Below are 23474 nucleotides of genomic sequence, written 5' to 3'. Positions count from 1 at the left end.
GTTAAATATAGTATTAGGTAAGGTTTCTATGTGGGGTCATGCTATCGCGCACTGCTCTTTTTGGTTGCCATTGAACGTAATTAGCTATTTACCATAAAATAGCTAATTACTACTTCCTTTAATCGTCATTATTCCAACACGTTTGGTCTAATTCGATTCAACTCAGCGGTAATTAGTGATCAGAAAGCGTTAACGGCTGATGCGTGTAAAGCACCGCACTCAGACTCGCTGCTCGCACTGGCTTAGTGACAAAGTCGTTCATGCCAGCCCGAACACAGCGTTGCTTGTCCTCGTCCATGGCATTGGCAGTTAAAGCAATAATCGGCTGCTTAAAGCCAGATGCGCGTAACGCTTTTGTTGCGGCAATGCCATCCATGACTGGCATCGACATATCCATTAAAACAATATCAAATTCAGTCTGCTTTACATGCTCTAGCGCTTCTTCGCCGTTTGATGCAAGCACCACAGTGTGGCCTTGCTTTTCTAACATCAAACGCACAACCATCTGATTGGCGCGGCTATCTTCAGCGACTAAAATCACCATAGGTTGCACATTGCCTGCCGGTATCGCCGGCGTTGGCTGATGTTTTTCGGCATCTTGTGGGGTCGCAACAATAGGCAAGCGAACACAAAAGTCTGTGCCCTGGCCAAGCTCACTGTCTACATCGATACGTCCACCCATCATCTCAACCAGTTTTTTACAGATGGATAAACCAAGGCCTGTTCCACCAAACCGACGAGTAATGCTGCCGTCTGCTTGGGTAAAGGGATCGAAAATGCGTCCAATCTGGCTTTCATCAATGCCAATTCCCGTGTCTTTTACCCTCAGGATCAGTACATCACCATCCGTATTAAGTGACACTGTCACACCACCTTGGTCGGTGAACTTTAACGCGTTGGCTATTAGGTTAAGTAAAATCTGAGTAAAGCGATTCTCATCCATATAAAGCGTATCAGGAACAGAGGGAGACACTGATGCGGATAAATGGATACGTTTTTTATCGGCACGATCAATGAGCTGTTGATAAACGTTAGTGACACAGTCACTTGGCTTCATCAACGAGGGAGAGAGGGAAAAGCGATTTGACTCAATTTTAGATAAATCAAGCACATCACTGATTAATGTCAATAGCAGTTGAGCGGATTTATCCATCTGCCCTACCCACTCTTTTTGCTCTAAGGTTAGCCGCGAATGTTGTAGTGCATCAATCAAGCCCAATACCGCATTTAGCGGCGTCCGTATTTCGTGGCTCATTACAGCAAGAAACTGTGATTTGGCATTATTGGCCAGTTCAGCCTGACGGCGCGCTTGTTGCAGCTCGACAACGCGACGCTTGGTGGCGGTAATATCTTTGGCGGTGCCGCGATAGCCTGACAATTGCCCTTTTTTATTGTAGCAAGGTCGGCCAGAGAGGCTCACCCAGTAGTCATGCGCACGAGATGCAATATGCCACTCAATGTCACTAAAAGATTCTTCGCGGGATATAAGCTGTTCAAGCTGTGCTTTTAGTTCTTTATCTGATTTTATTTTCGCCAGCAATGCCTCGGCATCAATATGGATATCTGTATTAGGCGAAGATAGATACGTGAGCTGAAACGCATTATCAAGCTCCCAAAACCAGTCACTTGCTGTTTGTGCAAAATCCTGGAAGCGTTGACGACTTGCATTAAGCTCCTGGGTTCGGCTACTGACAAGCGCATGCAAGCGGTGTCGATAGTCGATATCCATAATGGTCCGCTCGATCAATGGACGAAATCGATCGACGACCTGCTGAGCTTCGTTATTGAACGAATCACGACGATGTGAAAATAAAATCAGCATGACTTCGCTGTCATTGACCGTTAAGCCGCTGATCAGTGCTGTACCTTGAAGATAACTGGCATATTGATGGGTTAAGCAGTGAAGCTCTTTGATCATGCCTGGCTTATAAATAGCAACCGTCTCTCCTTTTACACAACGGTGAAACACGTCCCCTGTTTGCCACGTTACCGTTTCTAGCAATCGCTCCGTAGACACTAAACAGCGAAACGCATCTTCCGTTTCACGATTGCGACTCAGCGCGACCGCACTATCAAAACTCACATAGCGATGAATAACGTCGAGCAATGACGCAAAGATATCTGTCTTCGATGTGGCTTCTGTCATAGCAGAAATGGCAGACAGAATTGCATCGTTCTCTTCTCTTAGCCGTTTTTCTCTGGCCTCAACGCGGCTGAGTTCAAATAAGGTTTCTTGCAACGATTCAGAGTCTGAACGTTCAGAAGCCGATAAGCGTTTCGACATCTTGATTAATCCTTATGAAACAGCACAGCCGAGATCATTAAGTTACCGTGAGATAACTCTCCCCCTTTAAAGAGCCCTTGCTCGCCAAACGTAAAGGGGCATACAAAAGGAGCGTTATACAAGGCCGTATTGATATTCTCAGCCACTTGGTCAAGGCGATCTTTTACATGCAACATGCATCCAGCGCAGTAGATCGCTAATCCACCCAGAGGCTCAGGCTGACACAGTGCATGATCATTTGCTGACTCCACTACTCGACTGGCTCGCGAAATGAGCCCCTCGCTGGTTCCCGACATAAAATAGACAGTTTGGCCAACCTCAAGCTGAGAAAATAACTCCATATGACCTTGCGCATTAATAAATGTCGGATGCGACAATGTGTAGTATGGCAAACCATGTATTGTGCCGGTTTGAGTGCCTAGCGGATAAAGCGTGGATTGAGAGAAAAGCGAATCTGTAGGATCAAGAGTCAATCCAGTTTCTGACTCGTACCAGCGTTTATACACTTCGGCAGCAGGTTGATGATTTAAGCTCACCAATGCGCGACCACGCACATCCGTCACCGTCGCATGCCTTTGAGTCGGCGCATAGCCAGAATGGAACGAGTAACTGACCCGAGCTGAGGGATAAAAAACGCTGATCGCGATGCCGGACGTTGCTGTTTCCTTGTGATCGAAAATAGCCCAGTTTCCACCGACTGTTTCTGCCGCTGCCGAACCACCGATGACGGGAACAGATACGCCTAGCTCTTCTCGGATTGCCGATAAGGTTGCCTCTTCTTCACCAGGCGTGCTGTGCAACGCAATCAATTTGGGTAACTCGCCGCATCGCCCACTTTCTTCAATCGCTTGAGTCAGTGCCATACGCGCCGAGTCGCGCACATGGCGGTGTGCTTGATGGGAGACCAAGGCTGAGCCATAACTCCCTTTATCATCACTGCATGCCCAGATAGCTGCCGCAGGACCGCTGGTACATCCATTTTGGGTCATCACGCCATAACACGTAGAACAGCCGATGAGTGGTACGCCCGGAAAAAGACGATATAAGGTACGTTGAAGCGCTTGAACGTCATAATGCTCAGTAAAGTAGATCATCAAAAGCTTAGGCGTACTGATACGCGTTTTGATGGTGCGCGCCAATGCATAGGCGGCTTGTACTGCGTCATCAGCTTGAGTTCGTGCCGTTGCTATCTTCATGTCACCGTTACGTTGATAGGAATATGAGTGTATGACAGTGCTAATGATACATGTATCAAGCGATCAATTCATTGTTCTCGGTGGCTGAAATAGATTCTAAACTGACGTATCCTATACGCCCTTTATATCAATTGAGCGTTGAACATGGATTGTCGACCCGTTGCGCTATTGGGTGGCGCGAGCACTTTAGGCGCCACGATTGCTTATCAACTTGCCGCTCAAGGCTATACCCCCATTATTATCGATCACAATCAGGCCTCTGCACTTGATATCGTTGCTCATGAACCTAGAGTTCGATTTAAATCAGTTCCGGCGCTTACCGTCGACGCTCTTACCGCTGCCTTATCGCAAAGTGTATCTCAACTTGCACCGCTAACTGGCGTAGTTCAGGTTGCCAAAGACGGTGAACGGTACATGCGACTGTTGGGGTATCCAGTTTTAGATCAATTTTGTCAAGCTGACGCGGCTTGTGTCATGATTTCTCCACATGGGGGGCTAATAAAGCCCCGTCTCGATGACATACCGGACACAAACTTCTTGCAACGGATTAACAGTGTCACTTTCTGGTTGGATCACAATTTTAACAGTGGTGATGAAACATTATCAGTGCGTGAAAAGTGCGAAATTTTATCACCACTGGTTTGCTTTCTTTTAGGGGAAGAATCAAAACGCATTAATAATCAGGTTTTTAGCGTTAAACTGTAACTGTGTAAATATAAAAACCATCATAAATAAGCATTTTCTTTAGTAATAAAGCACTGCATCGATAAATACGATATAAACCGCACTTATTTATCCTTTTTCTGGGTAATTAAATTTAAATTGATACCGATCAAAGACAACGTTAAATATACCCATATCGGTAGGGAGATCGTGACGAGACCATTGCCAATTAGTCCGGTATCCTTCCCCTTCTTGAACCTGTTTTATGCTTAGCTCAGGTGATTGCTTCCCCTTTTGATCCCAGTACGCGGAGTGAGGTTTACTCTCTGAAAATAAAGAAAAATATATAGTGTCATTCTTCCTTATCCATTCATACGCGACTTTTTCTTGAGATTGTGATGTGCCACAAAAACCAGTCGCATCCTTACAATCTATAATTGTCAGTCCTGGCGTATAAATGACCGTGCGCCAAAAGAAGGCGATCACTAAAAGTGTAAGCATAACGATAATTTGCGCTAATCGCCCGCGAGTGAGTTTTTCTGCTGCCATGTGTGGCCTTCTCCATGTTACAGAGGTCAAAGTTTTATCAGAAAGGGAGGTAAGCCTCACGAAGTGTGTGGGTTAGCCCCTGTTTTTTAACCAGTATCTACAGTATGATTCTGGTCGAAAATGCCATTTTTACAAAGAAATAGCAACGGAGTGTATAAAGCGGTTAAAAACCGTACGCAGCCGAGCGATTTAGTAAAAAAGGTATGTTAATAGACGAAGCGGAGGCTTCGTCCGTATCAAACGTGAGTGTAGTTAACCAAAAGTGGAAGCATGCAATATGAGCCAAGTTAAGCAGCTTGAACAAGACTACAACTACCGCGTTGTCCGCCAATTTACTCTAACAACCATTTTGTGGGGTATTGTGGGCATGGCGGTAGGTGTACTTATTGCCGCTCAGTTAGTGTGGCCTGCACTGAACTTTGATGTTCCGTATTTGACGTACAGCCGTTTGCGTCCACTGCATACTAACGCAGTGATTTTCGCATTCGGCACCAGTGCGCTGTTTGCAACGTCGTATTATGTTGCACAACGTACTTGTCAAACACGGTTATTCGGAGGGAAGTTAGCAGAGTTCACCTTCTGGGGTTGGCAAGCCATTATCCTTTCAGCAGCTATCTCGCTGCCAATGGGATACACCACCTCCAAAGAGTACGCTGAACTAGAGTGGCCAATCGATATCGCCATTGCGGTGGTATGGGTGGCATACGCTATCGTGTTCTTTGGCACATTAATTAAGCGTAAAACCTCGCATATTTACGTTGCGAACTGGTTCTTCGGTGCCTTTATTCTGACCATTGCTGTCTTGCATATCGTTAACAGCATGGCAATCCCAGTTTCACCGATGAAGTCTTACTCCATTTATGCCGGTGCAGTCGATGCAATGGTACAGTGGTGGTATGGGCATAATGCGGTCGGGTTTCTATTGACAGCTGGCTTCCTGGGTATGATGTATTATTTCGTTCCCAAGCAAGCTGGTCGTCCTGTTTATTCTTACCGTTTGTCTATTGTCCACTTCTGGGCGCTGATCTCTCTGTATATCTGGGCGGGACCTCACCACCTTCATTATACGGCTTTGCCTGACTGGACTCAGTCGCTGGGTATGGTGATGTCGCTGATCTTATTTGCGCCTTCTTGGGGCGGTATGATTAACGGTATTATGACCCTCTCTGGCGCATGGCATAAACTACGTTATGACCCGATTCTGCGTTTCTTAATCGTGTCCCTGTCCTTCTATGGTATGTCGACGTTTGAAGGGCCGATGATGTCAATCAAAACGGTGAATGCGCTATCGCACTATACCGATTGGACGATTGGCCACGTACACTCTGGTGCGCTCGGCTGGGTTGCGATGGTGTCAATCGGCTCTATCTACCACTTGATTCCAAAACTGTTTGGTCAAGAGCGTATGTACTCCGTTTCACTGGTAAACGTACACTTCTGGCTAGCCACCATTGGTACCGTACTTTACATCGTCGCGATGTGGATTTCTGGTGTCATGCAAGGCTTGATGTGGCGCGCAGTGAATACAGATGGCACATTGACGTACAGCTTTGTGGAGTCATTAGAAGCCTCCTACCCGTTCTATTTTGTCCGCTTTATCGGTGGTGCAATTTTCCTATCAGGCATGTTCTTGATGGCTTACAACGCATATAAAACGATTCGTGCGCCGGAAGCTAGCTTGAAATCGCTTGAGCCTGCGGTGTAAGGAGGACGATTAAATGAGTTCAAATCGCCACGAGATAGTAGAAAAAAACACAGGCTTGCTCGCGATCTTAATCATTGTCGCCATTAGTTTTGGCGCCTTAGTGGAAATCACACCACTGATTTATCAAGAGCAAACCACTGAACCGGTTGATAACCTTCGTCCGTATACAGCCTTAGAGATGGAAGGACGTGATATTTACATCCGTGAAGGCTGTAATGTTTGTCACAGCCAAATGGTTCGTCCATTCCGGGCCGAAACTGAGCGCTATGGTCACTACGGCGTTGCAGGTGAAAGCGTGTGGGAGCATCCATTCTTATGGGGTTCTAAACGTACAGGTCCTGATCTCTCCCGTGTTGGGGATCGGTATTCTGACGAATGGCACCGCGTTCACTTGATTAATCCACGTGACGTCGTGCCTGAATCGAATATGCCTGGTTTCCCATGGCTAGCAGAAAATACGCTAGACGGAGAGACAACGGCTGCGAAGCTTGAAGTGTTCCGCGATCAATTTGGTGTGCCATACACCGATGAAGATATTAAGAACGCAGAAGCCGCGGTTAAAGGCAAAACGGAGATAGAAGCGTTGATTGCTTATCTTCAGTCACTAGGTCACGCAATGAAGTAATAAGGAGGGCCTATGGATATCGGCACCTTTCATAGTATTTGGACCGTGGTCCTATTTGTTAGCTTCATTGGGATCGTTGTTTGGGCTTATAGCAAACGTCGCAAAAAACACTTTGATGAAGCGGCTAACCTGATTTTCGACGAAGAAGAAAAGGGTCAGGATAAGCCCAATAACAAGACAGGAGATAATCGCTAATGAGTACGTTTTGGAGTATCTTCGTAACAGTCATCGTACTCGGCACGATTGCTGGCTGTGCTGCCCTTATCATTTGGACGACCAAAGATAAAATGGGCGTCGCAGAGGGCGATGACATGGGTCACGACTACGATGGTATTCGTGAGCTGAATAACCCACTTCCCAAGTGGTGGTCATACATGTTTTGGGCCACATTGGTATTTGGTTTGGGGTACCTCATCCTTTACCCGGGGTTAGGTAACTTTGCTGGTGTATTAGGTTGGAAGAGCTCTTACCAAAATGTTAGCAACGTTGATGAATCACGCGAGTTAATGGCGAAGGCACAAGAAGCTCAGCACATTAACCAATACGCGATGGAACTCGACGCTGCAGACAAAGTGTTTGGTGAGGCATTCCGTCAACTCGCTTATCAAGAAGATGGCAAGTCACTGCGTCCGATAACACAAATTGCGCGCAATGAAGAAGCCTTAAAGGTTGGCCAACGTTTGTTTAGCCAAAACTGTGCTGCTTGCCATGGGTCGGATGCACGAGGTCAAGCCGGCTTCCCTAACCTAACGGACGATGCTTGGCTATACGGTGGTGAACCTGAAACCATCAAAGCCACTTTGCTCCACGGCCGAAAAGGCAATATGCCAGCTTGGCTAGATACCATGGGTGAAGAGGGTGTCCAAGAAGTTGCCGCTTACGCGTTAAGTTTGTCAGGCCGTAAAGTCGACCCGCAAATGGCTGCAAAAGGTAAAACCCGATTTGTGGTATGTGCCGCTTGTCATGGAACAGATGGTAAAGGTAACCCTGCTTTCGGTGCACCGGACTTAACCGACAACATCTGGCTATACGGTGGCTCACGTCGAGCGGTGGAACAAACCATTCGTGGTGGCCGTCAAGGTGTTATGCCCGCATGGGAAGCGCATCTTGGCGAAGAAAAAATTCAGATACTCTCTGCCTATGTATGGCGTTTGAGTAATCCTGAAGTAGAATAGAGACTTACGTATAAACTGGCCCCTGCTTGCAGGGGCTTCCTAATGCTCATCCCAAGGAGCTTCAGATGATAACCCCCTGGTACAAGCAGTTTTGGCCTTGGTTCCTTATCGCCCTACCAGCGACTGTCGTCGTCGCGAGTCTATCTACCTTTGCGTTATTTCAAAAAAATGCGGTTTCTCTTGTTGCGGAAGACTATTACAAGAAAGGAAAAGCCATTAACCTTGATTTATCGAAGTTGAAAGTCGCAGACCAACTTGGTATTTCAGCGCAACTGTCAGCGACTGAAGACGCAATTGCCATCGCACTTGATAAAGGGCAACTTGACACATTTCCGACGCTGAAAGTTCACATACAACATCGTACCTTAGAGCGTAAGGACGTGAATGTCATGGTAAACCCAAATCAAGCTGGTATTTATCATATCGATTTGGCCGAGCCTATGTCCGGCCCTTGGTTTATAGAACTGGCGTCGTTTGACAAACAGTGGAAGGTCAACGGTCGTATTAATTTCCCTCTCTCGAATACCCTGACGTTAAGCGGTAAACAATAACCATGACTACTCCCTGTTATCACTGTGGTGATCCTGTTTTAACAGGCGACACCTTCCAAGTCGTGATCTTCGATAAACCTCGCCTTATGTGTTGCCCTGGCTGCCAGGCTGTGGCAACCACTATCGTAGACAGTGGTTTGAGCTCTTATTATCAGTATCGTACCGAGAACGCGGATAAAGCAGAGTTGGTGCCAGAAGAGCTTAAATCACTGACTTTGTATGATAACCAAGATATACAACAAGAGTTTGTTCGTGATGTTGCCGATCAAAAAGAAGTCCCTCTTTCATTAGATGGCGTTTCTTGCGCGGCCTGTGCATGGCTGATTGAAAAACAATTGCAGAGAACCAAGGGGGTTACCCATATTCAAGTTAACACCACCACCAACCGTGCCCTGGTTCGTTGGGATGATAGCGAAACATCACTGAGCACAATACTCACACGCATTCATCATCTTGGGTATAAAGCAGCCCCTTTTGAAGCGGATAAGCAAGAGCAGCAATACCATCGTAATATGAAGCAATATCTCTATCGGTTAGGGATTGCTGGCCTCGCGACAATGCAGGTGATGATGTTAGCGGTGGCAATGTATTTCGAAGTGTTTGGCGATATGGATGAAACCTTTCGCAACTACTTCCGCTGGATTAGTCTTATCTTTGCCACCCCTGTTCTACTTTATTCCGCCTTACCTTTTTACACTAATGCATGGCGTAATCTAAAAGCCAGAACGCTCGGTATGGATGTCCCCGTTTCGATTGCCCTACTCTTTGCCTATTTCTCGAGCTTATACGCAACGGTAACAGGTAAAGGTGAGGTCTTTTTTGAATCGGTGGCAATGTTCACCTTCTTCTTATTGTTGGGGCGCTTTTTAGAAATGCGCGCCAGGCGTACAGCGGCAGCAGCCAGTGCCAATTTATTGAAATTGGTGCCGAAGATGGCACGTCACCTTACTGGTGAAACCGTTCCGGCCAACAGCTTAAAGGTCGATGATCACGTTCGGGTGTTACCGGGAGAGCCTTTTCCCGCCGATGGGCGAATCCTGTCAGGCAAAACATCAGTAGACGAAGCCATGTTGACCGGAGAGTCGTTGCCACAAACCAAACAAAGCGGTGATACCGTGTATGCCGGCACCATGAATGTTGAGGGCAATGTTGACATCACCGTCATTAATAACCATAAAGAATCGCTCGTCGCGCACATTGTTCGCCTACAAGATGAAGCACAGATGGCAAAGCCCAAAGTCGCTGTTTTGGCGGACCAAATTGCGCGTTATTTTGTCGCTGCTATTCTCATTATTTCTGCATCGACGTGGCTCTATTGGCACTTTTCTCGACCTGATGATGCTTTTTGGATCATGCTGTCGGTGCTCGTTGCAACCTGCCCCTGTGCGCTGTCGTTAGCGACACCTACCGCGTTGACCTGCTCGACGTCAACATTTGGTCAACTCGGCATTATGTTGCGTCGAGGACATGTCTTAGAAACGTTAACCAAAGTGAACCGATTAGTGGTCGATAAAACCGGCACATTAACCGAAGGCACCGTGCAGATCAGTACGATTGAGATCAACAGCGACACGTTGACAGAGCAACAGGTGATCAATATTGCCGCTAGCCTGGAAGCGTTCGCCAATCACCCGATAGCGAACGCATTTCAGGCTCGGGCCACGGAAAAAGTCAACGTCGGCGCTGCCGATAATCATATCGGGCAAGGCGTGAGTGGTACTATCGATGGCCAATATTGGCGCATTGGTAAAGCCAGTTTCGCGTTATCAGACGGGGCTGAAAGCTACCAATCGTATCCGGTCATACTCAGCTGCGATAACAAACCGGTCGCGGCATTCTCGCTTATCGACCCCATCCGGCCCAGTAGTGCCAGATTACTTGCCGCGTTCAAGGACGCGGGCATCCAAACGACAATGTTAACCGGCGATCAGTCACGCAATGTCAAACAAGTCGCTGATGAGCTCGGTATAGACTCTGTTGTATCTGGCGTGTCTCCTCAAGGCAAACTGTCATATCTTCAAAGCCTTGATAGTCGTACAATTACCTTGATGATCGGCGATGGTGTAAATGATGCGCCCGTTTTAGCGGGTGCTCATTTATCTGTTGCCATGGGAGGCGGAACCGATATCGCGAAGTCATCCGCTGATATGGTACTTCTTGGTGATGATTTAGAAAAACTGCTAACTGCAAGACGTCTTGCTCAACAAACGCGACGGATCATTCGAGAAAACTTAGCCTGGGCATTGGGCTACAACGTGACCATTTTGCCTTTGGCTGTCATGGGCTTTGTCGCGCCATATGTTGCTGTGGTCGGAATGTCTGCTAGCTCCATTATTGTGGTGTCTAACTCGCTGCGCCTGCTCAATAAAAAATAAGGATAGCGTTATGGCTAGTTTGTACATCTTGATTCCGATTGCGATCATGCTGGTGTGTGTCGCCGCCGTCGTCTTTATTTGGGCGGTAAAATCCGATCAGTTTGAAGATCTTGAGCGTCAAGGCTCTTCTATTCTTTTCGATGAAGAAGAACCAGAGAAAAAGCCCACTCCTCAGTCAAATGACACTGAGAACACTGACTCTTCACATCATGACAAACGTTGATTTTATCGGTGCATTAGGGATTGGCTTGCTCGGCGCTAGCCACTGCCTCGGTATGTGTGGCGGTGTCGCAGCGGCCATGTCCTTCGGGGTGCCTGCTGAGCGTGCCAAATGGCCCTATATTCTTTTGTACAATTTAGGCCGGATAACCTCTTATATCGTAGCGGGCACACTCATTGGGGGCGCAGTTGCCTCGTTGCTCGCGCTCTCTGACCTCACTCACTACCTTGCCGTATTGCGACTTTTTGCCGCAGTAATGATGCTATTGCTGGCCGCTTATATGGCGCAATTATGGAATGGTCTGAGTTATATTGAGCGTATCGGTAGCAAGCTCTGGCGCTATATTTCGCCTCTTTCTTCTAAGTTGATGCCGTTGCGCTCTCCCCTCTATGCCTACCCTTTTGGTGTGGTGTGGGGCTGGTTACCCTGTGGCCTTGTCTATTCAGCACTCAGTTGGGCTGCCGTTGCGGGAAGTGCGTCTGGCGGCGGATTAGTTATGCTAGGGTTTGGGCTCGGAACGCTACCGGCAATGTTAACGGTTGGCGCGTTTGCAGAACGAATTAAACCAATACTGAATAATCGTCTAGTACGCTTGACATGTGCCATAATGTTGGCAGTTTATGGCCTCTACACCTTACAAGGTGCATTGAAACTCCTTATATAAGGTCGACCTAGCACACGATAATGGTGTAATATGTTAATTGACGTTTTCAAAATCAGGCAGGTGTATGGTGTCGAATAAGATCATCACTCGGCGGGTTCAGTCTGGTGGCTGTGCGATCCATTGTCAGGATTGTAGTATAAGCCAGCTTTGCATTCCCTTTACGTTAAATGAGCAAGAGTTGGATCAACTGGATAGCATCATTGAGCGCAAAAAACCTATTCAGAAAGGCCAAGAATTGTTCAAAGCCGGTGATAATCTTCGAGCGCTCTATGCGATACGCTCAGGAACGGTTAAAACCTATACCATCACTGAACAAGGTGATGAGCAAATTACGGCTTTCCATCTCGCAGGCGATTTAGTTGGCTTTGATGCCATTAACGATAATGAGCATCCAAGTTTTGCTCAGGCGTTAGAAACATCGATGATTTGCGAAATCCCCTACGATACGCTCGACGATTTATCTGGCAAGATGCCAAAGCTTCGTCAGCAAATCATGCGACTAATGAGCAACGAGATAAAAGGTGATCAAGACATGATCTTGCTTTTATCGAAGAAAACAGCAGAAGAGCGTTTAGCCGCTTTCCTGTATAGCCTTTCAAAACGCTTTGCACAACGTGGGTTTTCACCGCGTGAGTTTCGACTAACCATGACTCGTGGTGACATTGGTAACTATCTGGGTCTAACGGTGGAAACCATTAGTCGTCTATTAGGCCGTTTCCAAAAATCAGAGATTCTCGCGGTAAAGGGTAAATACATTACAGTGTTAGACTTGGAAGAGCTGGCACGCCTTGCTGACGAAGAGTGTTTGGTTTAAGCCTACTTTTGGTAAATAAGTTGTTAATAAATGGCGCTTTAATGCGCCATTTCTCTTTTTTGCTATCGGAACCATGAATTATTTCGCGCTACCCGGTCAACTAGGTTAAAGTGACAGTAACCGATGCATCTGTGCAAAGGAGGCAGATATGTCCAGGTACAGCAACCTTCTCGTCGTTATTGATCCTTCCCAAGAACAACAACCCGCGTTATCACGTGCGGTCACGCTCAGCCAACGAAGTGATTCTGCGGTTAAGCTTACGCTCTTTCTCGCCATTTACGACTTTTCCTATGAAATGACCTCGATGCTTTCGTCTGATGAACGACAAGCCATGCGTCAAGGTGTCATGCACCAGCGTGAAGAATGGATGAATGAGATCATTCAGTCCCACAATGCACAAGACTGTGAGATTGAAAAAGTCGTCGTTTGGCACAACCGTCCTTACGAAGCGATTGTCGAGCGCGTACTCAGTCATCAGCATGATCTTGTCGTCAAAGCGACGCACAAGCACGACACGCTAGGTTCAGTGATTTTTACCCCAACGGACTGGCACTTACTCCGTAAATGTCCCAGCTCTGTGTTATTGGTAAAAGAGCATGGTTGGCCGGATAAAGGTAAAATTGTTGCGTCCGTTCACGTGGCTTCAGAAACAGAAACCCACGCCGAACTCAACGACAAATTAGTCGATGAAGGCAACGTGATGAGTGCGATGCTGGGCGCTGAGCTACACCTTGCGAACGCCTACCCAGCAACACCGGTGAATATTACTATTGAGCTACCTGACTTTGATCCTAGTGCTTATACCGATGCCGTCAGAGGCCACCATCTCACCGCCATGAAGGCACTGCGTCAGCGCCATCACATCGAAGAGACGCGAACCCATGTTCAAGAAGGCTTGCCAGAGGATGTCATTCCTAATATCGCACGAGAGTTAGATGCAGAGTTGGTGATCCTAGGAACAACTGGCCGCACTGGACTATCGGCTGTCTTTATCGGCAACACAGCAGAGCATATGATTGATCAGCTCGACTGCGATCTGCTTGCGATCAAGCCTGATGGATATATCAGCCCGCTCGATCCCCGAGCCAACGACTAAGTCATTGTCACCCGCCCATACAACAGGCAGTGCAGCTCACCGCCTGTTGTTGGCTGTCTTGTTTATATTCATCCCGCCTTTATAGTGACTAGCATTTATAGTCAAAATCCGTATCATACCCGCCATTCATGCACACTGGCAGCTTAATGCGTTTAGACTGCCTGACAACGCGATAGTACTTATGAGCACGCAAGAGCTGAGCAAAGCACAAAAATACGGGTTTAATAAACTGCAAAAGCGCATTCGCCGGAATACAGGTCAAGCCATTGCAGATTTTAATATGATTGAAGATGGCGACCGCATTATGGTTTGCCTTTCAGGCGGGAAAGACAGCTACACCCTGCTTGATATGTTGCAAAGTCTGCAAAAAAGTGCCCCTGTCTCGTTCGAGTTAATCGCCGTTAACTTGGATCAAAAACAGCCCGGCTTCCCTGAGCACATTCTCCCCGAGTATTTAGACGAATTAGGGGTCGAATATAAGATTATCGAAGAAGATACCTACTCGATTGTTAAAGAAAAAGTGCCAGAAGGAAAAACCACGTGCTCACTGTGCTCGCGTCTGCGTCGTGGTATTCTATACCGCACGGCGAAAGAGTTAGGCGCTACCAAAATAGCGCTTGGACACCATCGTGATGATATTCTGGAAACGTTGTTTTTAAATATGTTTTACGGTGGCAAACTAAAAGGCATGCCGCCCAAGCTCGTCTCCGATAATGGCGAACACGTTGTGATTCGTCCACTGGCCTATTGTCGCGAAAAAGATATAGAACGTTATTCAGAGCAGAAAGCGTTCCCTATCATTCCTTGTAACCTGTGCGGATCTCAGCCTAACTTGCAACGCCAAGTGATCAAAGACATGTTACAGGGCTGGGACAAACGTTACCCGGGACGCATTGAAACCATGTTCCGCGCGATGCAAAACGTGGTGCCCTCACACCTTGCCGATGCGACATTATTCGACTTTAAATCAGTCGCAGCAGGCATGGCTTATGAAGGTGATGGCGATACCGCATTTGATAAGGAAAGTTTTACTGACCCGGCGCCTGACTCAGAAGCGGTCGTTGAAGTAGACCCTGAATTATCACTCGATATTGTCAATCTCAAGGCATAAGATCACAATGTGATCACTGAATCACAAAAGCGCTCACTGGTCTAGTGAGCGCTTTTTTCTTTCCCTGATCGTTCGAATTTAACCGCTCTTAGCGTTAACAACCTCTAAGATCAGCAAGCAGTTAACCGTTTTTCGGGAGCCAAGGCGATACTTTAATGGGTGCCTCAGGCAGAGTTAATTTAACCTCTTGCCCAAGGCCGCTAGCATCAATGATAGCTTGATGATCATCAATGGTATAATCCTGCCCTTCACTGCTGGTTATTTTCCCTGTCGCCGAGGGCGAAAAATGGATCACCACCCCCTGCGTTTTAGGCATAAACCAAGAGGCAAACATCCCCCCCAGGTTTTCCATCATGGTATCCATTTGTGGTAGCCAATCGCGAACTTGTTGGCTGGTTAGCGTCTTTCCGACCGGCTTATCCACCAACACTTGGAATGAAATATCACAATTTAGCGTTGACGGTGTTTCAACAAAGACATCGGGATTCACTTTACGCAGCTGGTTATCCAACGGCAACGGCAACGCTTGCGAGGCAGGAATGGTAAATTCCTCATAATGCTCTTTTTTTCGCATCCAAGCTCGTGAGATGGGACAGACCTGACCAGAATCCGCTGATACCATAAAGTACGCCACACCGATATCAGGGTGACCCTCTTCGGTATTGTGCTTTAGTTGGGTAAAGAGTTTGCTATAACTAAAACGGTATGTCTCGGCACTTGCAGGGAAACTGATCATCCCCAATAGCGCCAATACACTGATTACTTTTTTCATCGATACTCCACATACGGGCTTAGCGTGGTTCAGGCATCAAATGTATCCTGGCCTGACGAGGGTGATGACGCGTTTGATTTGTCGGGATTATTCTCGCTTTTGGGTGACACGGTCACTTCGACCCCTACGCCAAACATTTCTCGGTAAATCACGCCTTTAACATTGAAAAGGAAGGGTAACGCCCAAACCAATGCAAAGCCAGCCGTGGCAAAAGAAATGAGAAATAGCACACCCACCACCGCATAAATGGTTGCCATCTGAAACAGCTTTTTGTTTACCGCGCGGAAAGACACACTCAAAGCTTTCATGGGTGTGACACGCTTCTCGCAAATTAATAACGGCGCCATGGAAAAAACCATCGCAACATAAAGGCTAAGCAGCGGAAAAATCAAACTCGCGACACTTTGCAGCGTAGCGGACAAACAAATCACCACAGTGACGGGTAATGCGAAAGCTAACCCTTTTAGCAGATGACGAGGCTTGGAACGAAAGCCGATCGCATGGCTAAGTCCCATCAAACTTGCCCCAGCATATAAAGGTGCAATCAACACCTCTGACGTGAAGTTAGCTAGCCACACGGAGGAGATCATATCGGTGGTAAGCTCCCGTTGCCCGACAAGCGCCTCAAACAAATGCGAGGGTGCGCCCAGCAACAAAGTAAGCATTAGCATTAGAATACCAATTTGAGTCGCAAATAAGCCCAGCGCCGCGGGTAAGAAAGACCAAAAGTGTTTTAAGGTCTGCGAGAAAGCCTCTTTAATGATCTCAAACGGATCGAGGCGGTAACGGCCATTCAGTGCGGTTTCTATCGACCCGCCCATGTGTATCGCATTATCGTATTCTTGTTGACTCATAATCGTTATCTATCATGACTGATGCACACAGTATATCTGACTGTCGCCCATAGCTAAAAATCATTCTGACGAATCCGGGAAAAATAACCCAAAGTTGTCTGTGTGAGCACTGAAAAGCGTCAAGGATGCTATCCACGCCAGTCATGAAAGGAAATGCATTAAATGGGGAGAAAAATTGCTTTAACTTCGACTTGTGCGCGTCTATTATGCGCCGTCTGTTTTATGGGTACGTATGTACAAGACAATTTGCCAGGTAGAGAGAGAACGAACCATTGAATCACACCCATCTATCTCACAAACCGGTTGTCGAGCTGGCGTCATTAACCAAAAGTTTCGACGGCAAAGAAATTATTTCCCGCTTCAATTTAAGCGTGAATGACGGTGAATTTCTCACCATTCTCGGGCCTTCGGGTTGTGGTAAAACAACCGTATTACGCTTAATTGCGGGGCTTGAGGACGCTGACAGCGGCCAGGTTATCATTGACGGTCAAGATGTCACCGATTTGCCTGCCGAACAACGCAACGTCAACACTGTGTTTCAAAGCTATGCCTTATTTCCCCACATGAGTGTGTTTGAAAACGTGGCATTTGGCTTACGTATGCAAGGTGTGAACCGCAATGAGATCGAACCGCGTGTGATGGAAGCACTGCGCATGGTGCAGCTGGACCACTATGCCTCACGCAAGCCCCACCAGTTGTCAGGCGGTCAGCAGCAGCGTATTGCGATTGCGCGTGCTGTGGTGAATAAACCAAGCGTCTTACTGCTCGACGAATCGCTCTCTGCACTCGATTATAAACTGCGTAAGCAAATGCAAATGGAGCTCAAGCAGCTTCAGCGTAAACTCGGCATTACGTTTATCTTTGTCACCCATGATCAAGAAGAAGCGTTGTCGATGTCTGACCGTATACTGGTCATGCGTGAAGGCGAAATCGAACAAGACGGCTCACCACGTGAGATCTATGAAGAGCCAAAGAACTTGTTTGTCGCCCGGTTTATTGGCGAAATCAATGTCTTTGATGCCACCGTGATCAAACGCATCGATGAAAACCGCATTTGGGCCAGTATTGAATCCCGTGAGTGCGAGGTATTCTGCAAGCTTGATGTGAAGCCTGACGATAAGGTCAAGGTATTGCTGCGCCCTGAAGACATTCGCCTACAAGAAATTAGCGATGATGCGGAGCCTAACGGTATTGTCGGCTACGTACGCGAGCGTAACTATAAAGGCATGACCCTGGATTCAGTACTCGAGCTTCCGTCAGGGCAAACCGTGATGGTCAGTGAGTTTTTTAATGAAGACGATCCAGATGTTGATCACTCTCTGAATCAAAAAGTCACCTTGACCTGGGTAGAGAGCTGGGAGGTGGTATTGGCCGATGAAAAAGCTTAATCTTCAAACAGCCATTATTGGTTTGGTGGTCGGCTGGTTGTTGGTATTTGTTTTTTTGCCCAACCTAATGATCATCGTCACCAGTTTTTTAACCCGCGATGACGCCAATCTTATCGAGATGACGTTCACGCTGAGTAACTACGCAAAACTTCTCGATCCTCTCTACGCTAAAGTGGTGTGGCATTCCTTCTACATGGCAGCGTTAGCGACGCTGATTTGTCTGCTTATCGGCTACCCGTTTGCCTTTATTGTTGCCAAGATGCCCAAAAAAATGCGTCCAATGATGCTCTTTTTAGTCATTGTGCCATTTTGGACTAACTCATTAATCCGCACATATGGCCTCAAAATCTTTCTGGGCACGAGAGGGTTACTCAATGAAAGCCTAATGTGGCTTGGGATCATTGAGCGCCCTATCCGTATTATGTACACCGAATATGCGGTCATGATCGGTCTCGTTTATATCTTGCTGCCGTTTATGATTCTGCCGTTGTACTCCAGCATTGAAAAACTGGACAACAGCTACTTAGAGGCGGCACGCGATCTGGGCGCCAACAAGTTACAATGCTTCTTGCGCGTGATCTTACCACTTACTACGCCAGGCATTATTGCCGGTAGTTTACTGGTGATTCTTCCAGCCCTCGGCATGTTCTACGTCTCTGACTTATTAGGTGGGGCGAAAAACCTATTGATCGGTAACGTGATTAAGAGCCAAATCCTCAATGTTCGCGATTGGCCATTTGGTTCCGCGGCCAGTATTTCTCTGACGGTGCTCATGGGGCTGCTGCTATTTGCCTATTGGCGTGTGGGGAAATGGATGAATCGTAAGGAGGCATTATCATGAATCGCTTTGTTAAAGGCAGCTTCCTCTCCTTGGTTTATGCTTTTTTATATATCCCAATTCTGATTTTGATCGTCAATTCGTTCAACGCGAGCAAGTTTGGGATGAGTTGGAAAGGCTTTACTTGGCAATGGTATGAGGAACTTGTAAATAATCATAGCCTGATGCAAGCCGCGGGGAACTCACTGACCATTGCTATTTTTTCTGCTAGTGCGGCCGCTATTATAGGTAGCTTAACCGCGGTAGCACTGTTTCGTTATCGCTTTCGCGGCAAGCAGTTTGTCAATGGTATGCTGTTCGTGGTGATGATGTCGCCCGATATCGTGATGGCTATCTCGCTGTTGGCGCTCTTTATCTTAATGGGCGCACAATTAGGATTTTTGACCTTGCTGCTGTCACACATTACTTTTTGCCTGCCGTTTGTAGTAGTAACGGTTTACAGCCGCTTAAATGGTTTTGATGTCAAAATGCTTGAAGCCGCACGTGACTTAGGCGCGAGCGAATGGGTTATTTTGACCAAAATCATCCTACCGCTTGCCGCTCCCGCGGTTGCAGCGGGCTGGTTACTAAGCTTCACCTTGTCACTGGATGATGTCATCGTCAGCTCTTTTGTCACCGGGCCAGGTTATGAAATCTTGCCGCTCAAAGTTTACTCCATGGTAAAAGTCGGCGTGTCGCCAGAAATTAACGCCCTTGCCACCATTATGCTGATTGTGTCACTCGTACTGGTCATGTGCTCACAATGGCTAGCCAAAGATCGACTAAAATAATCCATTCCCCAGGGCAGTTGACAGGTCAGCCGCCCTCCTTTTTGTGTTACGAGGAGCTCACCATGGTTAAATGGTCCCCCTTTTTTGCGCTTACCCTGTTCGGTGCATTACTCACGTCTACCGCGACCGCCGCGAACAATGATGTTTTGTATTTCTACAATTGGTCTGAATATATCCCTAATTCGGTTATCGAAGATTTCACCGATGAAACGGGTATTGAGGTGATGTACTCCACCTATGAGTCAAACGAGACCATGTATGCCAAACTGAAAACGCATCCTGAGGGCTATGATCTTGTGGTGCCGTCAACTTACTATGTCGCTAAAATGCGTCAGCAAGGCATGCTACAAAAAATCGACAAATCGCAACTCCAGCATTTTTCAGGTCTGGATCCGGTTAACTTGAACAAACCTTTTGATCCTAACAATGATTATTCTGTGCCCTATATTTGGGGAGCGACAGGTATCGGCGTTAACACCGACTTTATGGACAAAGCCGATGTCTCGAGCTGGGCTGATTTATGGGATCCCAAATGGCAAGGCCAACTGTTGATGATGGATGATGCCAGAGAGCTATTTCATATTGCCCTGCGAAAACTCGGTTACTCTGCCAACACCACAGATCCGGAAGAAATAAAAGCGGCCTATCAGTCACTTAAAGCGTTGATGCCTAATGTATTGCTCTTTAATTCTGATTTTCCGGCTAACCCGTTTTTAGCCGGTGAAGTCACCTTAGGCATGCTTTGGAATGGCAGTGCCTACATGGCACGTCAAGAAGGCGCATCGATCGACATGGTGTGGCCAGAAGAAGGCGCAATTTTTTGGATGGATAGCCTCGCGATTCCAGCGGATGCTAAAAACGTCGATGCCGCGCATAAAATGATCGATTTTCTCTTACGTCCGGAAAACGCCGCTAAGCTTGCCCTGCAGATAGGTTATCCAACGCCAGTGAAAGCCGCCTATCCGTTATTGCCTGCCGCGTTTAAAAATAACCCGCAAATTTATCCACCACAGTCGGTGATGGCTGCCGGCGAATGGCAAAACGATGTAGGTGACGCCAACCGACTTTATGAAGATTATTTTCAACGCTTAAAAGCCGGTATGTGATCCCGCGTGCTGTTCTAGACTGTCAGGGGCAAAGACGCCCCTGATTTATCGCTCAAGCGCCAGTATCTCATCCACCAGCTCAGGCACTAAAGTGCTTGCTTTGCCGTAGCGCCGTTCATCAAACTCGCTCTCAACCGCACTGGGTTCGAGGTTGATTTCAATTGTATGCGCGCCATGCATTGCCGCTTCATGCACAAAGCCCGCTGCGGGATACACTGCCCCCGATGTCCCTATAGAGATAAACAAATCCGCTTTATTTAACGCCTCATGGATTTTCCCCATGCCCCATGGCATTTCACCAAACCAAACAACATGAGGCCGCAAAGGTGCCGGCATTTGACAACAGTGGCAGTGGTCAGAAACCGAAATATCACCTTTCCAATCAATGGTTTGCTGAGAGTGACTACAGCGTGCCTTTAATAGTTCACCATGCATATGAATAATATGATGGGTGCCAGCTCGCTCATGGAGATCGTCAATATTTTGTGTCACCACCAGCACAGAGGCATGAGTTGTTTTTTCCAAGTAAGCCAAGGCGTTATGGGCGAGGTTTGGGCTCACTCCCGACTGTAATTGTCGACGGCGATCATTATAAAACTGCTGCACTAACGTCGGATTGCGCTCAAACCCCTCAGGCGTTGCAACATCTTCAATGTGGTGTTCTTCCCACAAGCCATCTTGATCACGAAATGTTTTTATCCCTGATTCCGCTGATATGCCAGCGCCGGTTAAAATTACGATATGTTGATAAGGGAATGTCATACGCCTATCCTTGATAATTCATTAACCTACGCCATTTATACCACTCTCGCCTTTACCATTGAAGCATTGTGGTTTTAGACCTTAGTCGTTGACATAACTCACAAATAAGCGATGTAACGACTGGCTAGACCAATGCTTGGTACTGCTTGGGTTACAATGGCCGCTTATTTCTCGTATCTGTTACTCACTATGAATTTAGAACATTATTATTCTGAGCAAGATGGAAAACTGATTTTTACTCGCCAACAAGCGAGTGACTTTGCGAAACGCGTTGCCGGTGACTTTAACCCCATTCATGATACCGATGCGTCACGATTTTGTGTGCCGGGGGATCTGCTCCTTTCTATTTTGCTCGCAAAAACGGGGATCAGTGAGGAAATTGAAATTCAGTTTAATGGCATGATCAGTGCCAACACCCCTTTAACTATCGTTGAAACAGATGAGGAAGTCACTGTCGTCGACGATGATCAAAAGCGCTACCTAACAATGACTCGACGCGGCGCGGTGCGTCATGATCAGGCATTGGCGACCGAAATAGCTACTCATTATGTTCAGTTTTCTGGCAAGAACTTTCCCCACATCATGGTGCCACTGATGCGTGAGCAACAGATGATGATAAACACCGATCGCCCATTGGTGATGTATGAAAAAATGAGCCTAGCATTCGACGATTTATCGATTGCCTCTGCGCAAGTCGAGCTCTCCGATTCAGCAATGCATGTCAGCGGAAAACGAGGAAAAGTTGAGCTCGCCTTTGATTTTATCGTTAACGGCCAACGAGTCGGTCACGGATGCAAGACCATGGTAGCCAGTGGATTACGCCCCTATTGCGAAGCGGCAATTCAAGACCTGGTTGAGCGATTTAATCAGCGAAAGGACGCTTACAGCACCATATAGCCCCGTGACTTTATAGTGTCCTATCGGCCCTGAAGCTCGCTAATCAGGGCCACTCACAGTGATGAAATCGCCCAGTGAATACTGATTCCCTAGAAGCCGTGCCAACTAGAAGCAGTGCTGAATAGCCAAATACTTATTGCGAATATGCTCAATCAATAAGCGTACCTTTTTCGGCGGTTGACGTGTAAACGGATAAACCGCGTAAATCCCAAGTTTTTTTCCCACTTGATCAGGGAACAGATCAATCAAATCCCCTTCGATTAAATCGTTATACACCAAACAGCGCGGCACATAAGCGATCCCATGACCACTCAACGCTCCCTGGCGCAATGCAATCGGGTTATCCGTAGACAGATTACCTGTCACTTTGATGACTTGATTTTTATCCTCGCCTTTAAACTCCCAATCACTCGCACCTGTGGTCTGATACGCGTATTGCAAGCAGTTATGCTGTTTAAGCTCAATGGGGTGCTGAGGCCTGCCGTGGCGAGCAATATAGCCTGGTGCTGCACATACGACCCACTGAGAATCGAGAATATGGCGAGCGATAAGACTCGAGTCTTCCAAGTACCCTGTACGGATCACTAAATCGAAGCCTTCATCAATCAAATCGACGAAGCGGTTGTTCAAAGACATATCAATATTCAAGCCGGGATATTGACCACAAAACTCAGCGACCGCTTCGGCTAACAATAACTCACCCGAGATTGTCGGGACGGATATCTTTATCTGCCCAGTAATCGCTTCTCCAAGTCCTGCAACAGCATCAAACGCTTCATCAGCGGCCTGCTTCACAGTTTTTGCACCTTGGTACAAGGTACGCCCTGCATCAGTAAGGGTCAGTTTGCGCGTTGTACGGTACAAAAGCTGCACGCCTAAGCCTTCTTCAAGCTTTTTAACACGTTTGCTAACTACGGAATTTGTCAGGGAATTTATTTCCGCGACCTTACTAAAAGAACCATACTCAACAACTTGAGCAAAAAGAACGAGATCATCTGTTTTAGGCATATTGTGTCAGTAATGGAAGTAATTATTTTCATTATTTCCATATATCAGAGA

Annotated in this window: 24 protein-coding genes; 17 read left to right on the top strand and 7 right to left on the bottom strand. The window is 47.1% G+C overall.

What is annotated here, in order from left to right:
• Positions 1-172: 172 nt before the first annotated feature.
• A complete protein-coding gene (locus BZG80_RS13930) occupies positions 173-2284 on the bottom strand; it encodes an ATP-binding protein (protein WP_077679631.1) in 2112 nt (703 codons plus the stop codon).
• Between the two features lie 5 nt (positions 2285-2289).
• Positions 2290-3480 carry an FIST signal transduction protein gene (locus BZG80_RS13925; RefSeq protein ID WP_077679630.1) on the bottom strand — a complete coding sequence of 397 codons (1191 nt, stop codon included), beginning with the start codon at positions 3478-3480 and terminating at the stop codon, positions 2290-2292.
• Between the two features lie 144 nt (positions 3481-3624).
• Between BZG80_RS13925 and BZG80_RS13920 the strand changes: the two genes are divergently transcribed.
• Positions 3625-4185, top strand: a complete 561-nt coding sequence (locus tag BZG80_RS13920; protein ID WP_077679629.1) for a hypothetical protein — start codon at positions 3625-3627, stop codon at positions 4183-4185.
• 87 nt (positions 4186-4272) lie between these two features.
• Here BZG80_RS13920 and BZG80_RS13915 read toward each other — a convergent pair whose 3' ends face one another.
• A complete protein-coding gene (locus BZG80_RS13915; protein ID WP_077679628.1) occupies positions 4273-4692 on the bottom strand; it encodes a hypothetical protein in 420 nt (139 codons plus the stop codon).
• Between the two features lie 277 nt (positions 4693-4969).
• On the opposite strand from BZG80_RS13915, the gene ccoN reads away from it, so the two are divergent.
• The 11 genes from ccoN (at position 4970) to ttcA (ending at position 15028) form a co-directional block, all read left to right on the top strand.
• Positions 4970-6397: a cytochrome-c oxidase, cbb3-type subunit I gene (gene ccoN / locus BZG80_RS13910; RefSeq protein WP_077460527.1), complete on the top strand. Its 1428-nt coding sequence runs from the start codon at positions 4970-4972 to the stop codon at positions 6395-6397.
• A gap of 13 nt (positions 6398-6410) precedes the next feature.
• Positions 6411-7022, top strand: a complete 612-nt coding sequence (gene ccoO, locus BZG80_RS13905; RefSeq protein WP_077460526.1) for a cytochrome-c oxidase, cbb3-type subunit II — start codon at positions 6411-6413, stop codon at positions 7020-7022.
• Between the two features lie 12 nt (positions 7023-7034).
• Positions 7035-7217 carry a cbb3-type cytochrome oxidase subunit 3 gene (locus tag BZG80_RS13900; RefSeq protein ID WP_077460525.1) on the top strand — a complete coding sequence of 61 codons (183 nt, stop codon included), beginning with the start codon at positions 7035-7037 and terminating at the stop codon, positions 7215-7217.
• Complete coding sequence (gene ccoP / locus BZG80_RS13895) at positions 7217-8197, top strand: cytochrome-c oxidase, cbb3-type subunit III (RefSeq protein ID WP_077647425.1); 981 nt, start codon at positions 7217-7219, stop codon at positions 8195-8197. Before BZG80_RS13900 ends, ccoP begins: the two co-directional genes overlap by 1 nt.
• A gap of 65 nt (positions 8198-8262) precedes the next feature.
• On the top strand, positions 8263-8748 hold the full coding sequence (locus BZG80_RS13890; protein WP_021023206.1) for a FixH family protein: 486 nt from the start codon (positions 8263-8265) through the stop codon (positions 8746-8748).
• 2 nt (positions 8749-8750) lie between these two features.
• Entirely contained in the window at positions 8751-11123 is a 2373-nt protein-coding gene (locus tag BZG80_RS13885; RefSeq protein WP_077679627.1) for a heavy metal translocating P-type ATPase, read from the top strand.
• A 10-nt stretch (positions 11124-11133) separates the two neighbouring features.
• Complete coding sequence (gene ccoS / locus BZG80_RS13880; protein WP_077679626.1) at positions 11134-11346, top strand: cbb3-type cytochrome oxidase assembly protein CcoS; 213 nt, start codon at positions 11134-11136, stop codon at positions 11344-11346.
• Positions 11333-12007 (top strand): sulfite exporter TauE/SafE family protein, encoded by a 675-nt coding sequence (locus tag BZG80_RS13875; protein WP_077679625.1) that lies wholly within the window; start codon positions 11333-11335, stop codon positions 12005-12007. Before ccoS ends, BZG80_RS13875 begins: the two co-directional genes overlap by 14 nt.
• Before the next feature lie 64 nt (positions 12008-12071).
• Entirely contained in the window at positions 12072-12821 is a 750-nt protein-coding gene (locus tag BZG80_RS13870) for an FNR family transcription factor (protein WP_077460521.1), read from the top strand.
• 148 nt (positions 12822-12969) lie between these two features.
• Positions 12970-13917 carry a universal stress protein UspE gene (uspE, locus tag BZG80_RS13865; protein WP_021023201.1) on the top strand — a complete coding sequence of 316 codons (948 nt, stop codon included), beginning with the start codon at positions 12970-12972 and terminating at the stop codon, positions 13915-13917.
• A gap of 181 nt (positions 13918-14098) precedes the next feature.
• Positions 14099-15028 (top strand): tRNA 2-thiocytidine(32) synthetase TtcA, encoded by a 930-nt coding sequence (gene ttcA / locus BZG80_RS13860; protein WP_021023200.1) that lies wholly within the window; start codon positions 14099-14101, stop codon positions 15026-15028.
• A gap of 121 nt (positions 15029-15149) precedes the next feature.
• On the opposite strand, the gene BZG80_RS13855 is transcribed toward ttcA, so the two are convergent.
• Together BZG80_RS13855 and BZG80_RS13850 are read right to left on the bottom strand one after the other, a co-directional pair.
• On the bottom strand, positions 15150-15800 hold the full coding sequence (locus tag BZG80_RS13855) for a DUF2987 domain-containing protein (RefSeq protein WP_077460519.1): 651 nt from the start codon (positions 15798-15800) through the stop codon (positions 15150-15152).
• Positions 15801-15829: 29 nt separating this feature from the next.
• On the bottom strand, positions 15830-16654 hold the full coding sequence (locus BZG80_RS13850) for a hypothetical protein (RefSeq protein WP_077661173.1): 825 nt from the start codon (positions 16652-16654) through the stop codon (positions 15830-15832).
• Positions 16655-16926: 272 nt separating this feature from the next.
• On the opposite strand from BZG80_RS13850, the gene potA reads away from it, so the two are divergent.
• From potA to BZG80_RS13830, 4 genes are all read left to right on the top strand, one after another.
• Positions 16927-18042 (top strand): spermidine/putrescine ABC transporter ATP-binding protein PotA, encoded by a 1116-nt coding sequence (gene potA, locus BZG80_RS13845; RefSeq protein ID WP_025744391.1) that lies wholly within the window; start codon positions 16927-16929, stop codon positions 18040-18042.
• Positions 18029-18883 (top strand): spermidine/putrescine ABC transporter permease PotB, encoded by an 855-nt coding sequence (gene potB, locus BZG80_RS13840; RefSeq protein WP_077460518.1) that lies wholly within the window; start codon positions 18029-18031, stop codon positions 18881-18883. The genes potA and potB overlap by 14 nt, the downstream gene beginning before the upstream one ends.
• Positions 18880-19650: a spermidine/putrescine ABC transporter permease PotC gene (gene potC / locus BZG80_RS13835; protein ID WP_077460517.1), complete on the top strand. Its 771-nt coding sequence runs from the start codon at positions 18880-18882 to the stop codon at positions 19648-19650. Before potB ends, potC begins: the two co-directional genes overlap by 4 nt.
• Positions 19651-19712: 62 nt before the next feature.
• Positions 19713-20756 (top strand): extracellular solute-binding protein, encoded by a 1044-nt coding sequence (locus BZG80_RS13830; RefSeq protein WP_077679624.1) that lies wholly within the window; start codon positions 19713-19715, stop codon positions 20754-20756.
• Positions 20757-20801: 45 nt separating this feature from the next.
• Here BZG80_RS13830 and cobB read toward each other — a convergent pair whose 3' ends face one another.
• On the bottom strand, positions 20802-21518 hold the full coding sequence (cobB, locus tag BZG80_RS13825; protein WP_021023193.1) for a Sir2 family NAD+-dependent deacetylase: 717 nt from the start codon (positions 21516-21518) through the stop codon (positions 20802-20804).
• A 189-nt stretch (positions 21519-21707) separates the two neighbouring features.
• On the opposite strand from cobB, the gene BZG80_RS13820 reads away from it, so the two are divergent.
• Complete coding sequence (locus BZG80_RS13820; protein ID WP_077676818.1) at positions 21708-22415, top strand: DUF3581 family protein; 708 nt, start codon at positions 21708-21710, stop codon at positions 22413-22415.
• Between the two features lie 105 nt (positions 22416-22520).
• Here the strand turns inward: BZG80_RS13820 and BZG80_RS13815 are convergent, their stop codons facing one another.
• Positions 22521-23423 (bottom strand): LysR family transcriptional regulator, encoded by a 903-nt coding sequence (locus BZG80_RS13815; RefSeq protein ID WP_077460515.1) that lies wholly within the window; start codon positions 23421-23423, stop codon positions 22521-22523.
• Positions 23424-23474 lie beyond the last annotated feature (51 nt).

This window comes from Salinivibrio sp. MA440 (assembly GCF_001996265.1).
Classification (GTDB): Bacteria; Pseudomonadota; Gammaproteobacteria; order Enterobacterales; family Vibrionaceae; genus Salinivibrio; species Salinivibrio costicola.
Note: the sequence above shows the minus strand (reverse complement) of the source record. Positions and strands in the feature narration are given on the sequence as shown.